This window comes from Actinomycetospora sp., assembly GCF_055612215.1.
The window spans coordinates 1-3435 of sequence record NZ_JBVPVA010001013.1 but is presented as its reverse complement, the minus strand read 5'-3'; the positions used below and the strand labels follow the sequence as shown (position 1 = coordinate 3435).

The 3435-nt window shown below is 75.6% G+C and carries 3 protein-coding genes; 2 read left to right on the top strand and 1 reads right to left on the bottom strand.

Annotated features, from left to right (window positions below):
• The coding region (locus AC0CYZ_RS27550; protein WP_472221301.1) for a DUF2867 domain-containing protein at positions 1–1323 on the bottom strand (1323 nt) is incomplete at its 3' end.
• A 420-nt stretch (positions 1324–1743) separates the two neighbouring features.
• On the opposite strand from AC0CYZ_RS27550, the gene AC0CYZ_RS27545 reads away from it, so the two are divergent.
• Both AC0CYZ_RS27545 and AC0CYZ_RS27540 read left to right on the top strand, forming a co-directional pair.
• The gene (locus AC0CYZ_RS27545) at positions 1744–2340 is read left to right on the top strand and encodes a hypothetical protein (RefSeq protein ID WP_472221300.1); all 597 of its coding nucleotides are present in this window, start codon (positions 1744–1746) and stop codon (positions 2338–2340) included.
• A gap of 203 nt (positions 2341–2543) precedes the next feature.
• The gene (locus AC0CYZ_RS27540; RefSeq protein ID WP_472221299.1) at positions 2544–3137 is read left to right on the top strand and encodes a DoxX family protein; all 594 of its coding nucleotides are present in this window, start codon (positions 2544–2546) and stop codon (positions 3135–3137) included.
• The last annotated feature ends 298 nt before the right edge of the window (positions 3138–3435 follow it).

Genomic DNA, 3435 nt, shown 5'->3' with positions numbered 1-3435 from the left:
GCGCAGCCGCAGCAGGTACTCGCCGTCCTCGAGGTCGGGCACCGACGCCGAGACGTCCGCCGTCGCGGTGGGTTCGATGTACTCCTCCACCCGCCACCAGTCGAGGGCGTCCCCGACCTTGAGCGAGTCCGCGTCCCGACGGCCCCGCCGCAGGCCCACGCCCCCGGCCAGTCGGTCCAGGATCCCGCGCGCCCACCAGCCCAGCGGGAACGAGTACCAGCCGCGGTCCCCGCCGATCCCGACGATCACGTGCCAGAGCGTCTCGGCCTGCGCGGCGGACGCCCGCTCGCGGACGTCGGTGTAGACCGTGCCGCCGGCCCAGTCCGGGTCGGAGGGCAGGAGGTCCGAGGGCATCGGGTCGGACGGCGCGTAGCGCGCGTTGGCCCCCGACCAGCGGGTCTCGACCTGCCCGTCCCGGATCCGCGTGAGCGCCAGCTCCACCGCCGGACGGAACCCGAGCAGGCCCTCCGCCGGCGGGTCCACCCACGCGTCGATGTCGTGCTCGGCGGCGACGACCTCGTGGACCAGCGAGTCGATCAGCGGTACCGCCGTCGAGCGCGGGACCGGGGTGACGAGGTTGACCCAGTGGGAGGACAGGCGCGGACTCAGCACCGGGACCGGCAGCATCCGACGCGGCGGCAGGCCCTCGATCTCCGCGAAGCCCTCCATCATCGCCAGGTAGGTGAGGACGTCGGGCCCGCCGATGTCGAAGGTGCGGTTGACCTCGGGCGGGAGGTCGACCACGCGGGTGAGGTAGTGCAGCACGTCGCGGATCGCGATCGGCTGGACGCGGTGGTGCACCCACGACGGCGTCAGCATCACCGGCAACCGCTCGGTGAGGTAGCGCAGCAGCTCGAAGCTCGCGGACCCGGACCCGAGGATGATCGCCGCCTGCAGGACCACGGTCGGGACCCCGGAGTGGAGGAAGATCTCGCCGACCTCGGTGCGCGAGGAGAGGTGCTCGGTGAGCTCGACCCCCTCGGGGTGGATGCCGCCGAGGTAGACGATCCGCCGCACCCCGGCGTCGCGGGCCGCCTCGGCCGTGATCAGTGCCGCGCGCCGGTCGACCGCGGCGAAGCCGGCCTCGGAGAGGGAGTGGACGAGGTAGTAGAGGACGTCCGCGCCCTCACAGGCCGCGCGCATCGACGCGCCGTCGAGGACGTCGCCGCGCACCACCTCGACGGCGTCCTGCTGCGCCCACGGGATGTCCTTGACCTTCGCGGGGGTGCGCACCACGCACCGCACCGTGTGTCCCTCCGCCACGAGTCGTGGGGCGAGCCGCCCGCCGATGTAGCCGGTCGCACCGGTGACCACGCATCGCACCGCCGCATCGTCGTCGCTGGCGGGCCCCGCCGCAGTGGGGAGGCCGCGTCGGGACCACCCGGACCCCGGACCACTCCCGCTCCCCGTCGCTCGACAGGGGCTCCCACCACCGTGCGCATCCACTCGATGCGGTGGCGACCGGCCGCACGGGAACCCCGCCCCCGGAGGTATCACCCGGGTGCCTCGGTCGAGCGGTGGGACGTCACCCGGCGTCACCTCGGCGCTGCTCCGCGCCCGGACCTGCTTCGTGCACCGGTGGAGTGACACACGGACAGGGGGTGTTCGGGCGTGTCGCGGTTGGCTCGGCGCGTCGCCCACAAGGTTCGCCCCGGCCCTGCCGTTGCCCCGTCTGACACCAACACCGGCGGCCGTTCGCCCCTGTGTCGGTGAACCGTGTGGGCGCATTGGCGGAGGTGGAACATGTGGGTCTGGCGAGAGGAGACGGTGCGCGGCGGGTGGCGTCTCGACGACACCGGGTCGTGGACGTACGACGAGCCGGCGCGCCTGGAGCGGGTCGCGCCGCCGCGGGGGCCGCGGGACCCCGAGCCCGACCGGATCGCGCGCGAGCGCTTCGTGCGGGCGCAGCGCGCCCGCTCCGAGGGCCGGCGCCCCGTCCGTCCGGCGGTGCCCGCGCGCTCGGAGTTCGAGCCGACCCCGATCTTCCGGTCGGTCGCGCACGAGGTCCGCGAGCGGCACGACGACCGGTACGACGGGCCGCGCTACCGCGGACCCCGTGACGTCGGGTCGCGGCACGACGCCCGGTACGACGCGGCCCGGTACGACGGGCCGCGGTACGACGAGGCCCGGCGCGAGGAGCGCAGGGCCCCGGCCCACCCGGACATCCCGGCGCCGCACCCGGGGTCGGGCCCGTTCCCGGCCCAGGAGCGCACGCACCGGGGCGCCGAGCCGGCCGGCGCTCCGCTCGCCTCGACCGAGGACGAGCTGCGTCGGCGGGCGGAGCGCCGCCGTCGCCCGCGCGTGGAGCCCGAGAGCGGGCGCCACGCCCTGCGTCACTGAGGACGCCGGTCCGGTCCCGTCGGGGGAGTCCGGAACGGCCGTGACGCGGTCGAGGAACACGCCACGAGGGGCACCTCCGCGCTGGGGAGCGGACGGGGGCGCCCCTCGTCGTGTGCGTGGGGGTCCGGGCGTGGTGAGGTGTGCCCCGAGCCGGAGCCGGGTATCGCCCCGGCCACCATCCCTGCCCTCGGAGGTCTTTGCCCATGCTGGTCCGTCGCCTCGCCCGACCCCTGCTGGCCGCGGTGTTCATCAAGGGCGGGATCGACACCCTGCTCAACCCCGAGCCCCGCATCAAGGCCGCCGCGCCCAAGGTCGCGCAGGCGCAGAACGTGGTGGGTGACAAGCTCCCACCGCAGGCGCCCACCGAGCCCGAGCAGCTCGTGCGCATCGACGCCGGCGTGAAGATCGGCGCGGGTGTCCTGCTCGCCCTGGGCAAGTTCCCGCGCATCGCCTCGCTCCTGCTCGCCGGCAGCGTCATCCCCACGACGATCACCGCGCACGCCTTCTGGGAGTACGACGGCGAGGAGCGCACCGCCCAGGAGCAGCACTTCCTCAAGAACCTCGGGCTGCTCGGCGGGCTGATCCTCGCCGCGGTGGACACCGAGGGGAAGCCCTCGCTGGGCTGGCGCGCCCGCCGGGCCTCGCGCAAGCTCGCGAAGCAGACCCGCCAGCTCACCGGGAGCTCGGACGGCCCCGACCTCTCCGAGTGGGCCGAGGGCGCGCGCTCGGCCGCCGGCACGACGGCGGCCACCGTCCGCGACGGCGTGGACGTCGCGATCGGCAAGTTCGTCGCCTGAGGACCCCACACCCCGACGGCCCGGGGGCGGCGCGCGAGGCGCCCGCCCCCGGGCCGTCGTCGTCCGCGGGCGCGGTCGGGCCACCCGGGTCGGAGTCACGCGCCCACCGGACGCGGGGTCCTAGGGTGACCCCGATGTGGACGAACTGGTCGGGCGGGCAACGCTGCCGGCCCGTGGCCACCGCCCGGCCGCTCGACGAGGCCGGCGTCGCGGGGGTGGTCCGCCGGGCCGCCGAGCGCGGGCACACCGTCCGTCCGGTCGGCGCCGGCCACGGCTTCTCCGACCTCGCCGTCACCGA

Bases quoted from the DNA above. Each gene is read 5' to 3' on its own strand.
- AC0CYZ_RS27545 (WP_472221300.1), top strand. From the start codon at position 1,744: ATGTGGGTCTGGCGAGAGGAGACGGTGCGCGGCGGGTGGCGTCTCGAC.
- AC0CYZ_RS27540 (WP_472221299.1), top strand. From the start codon at position 2,544: ATGCTGGTCCGTCGCCTCGCCCGACCCCTGCTGGCCGCGGTGTTCATC.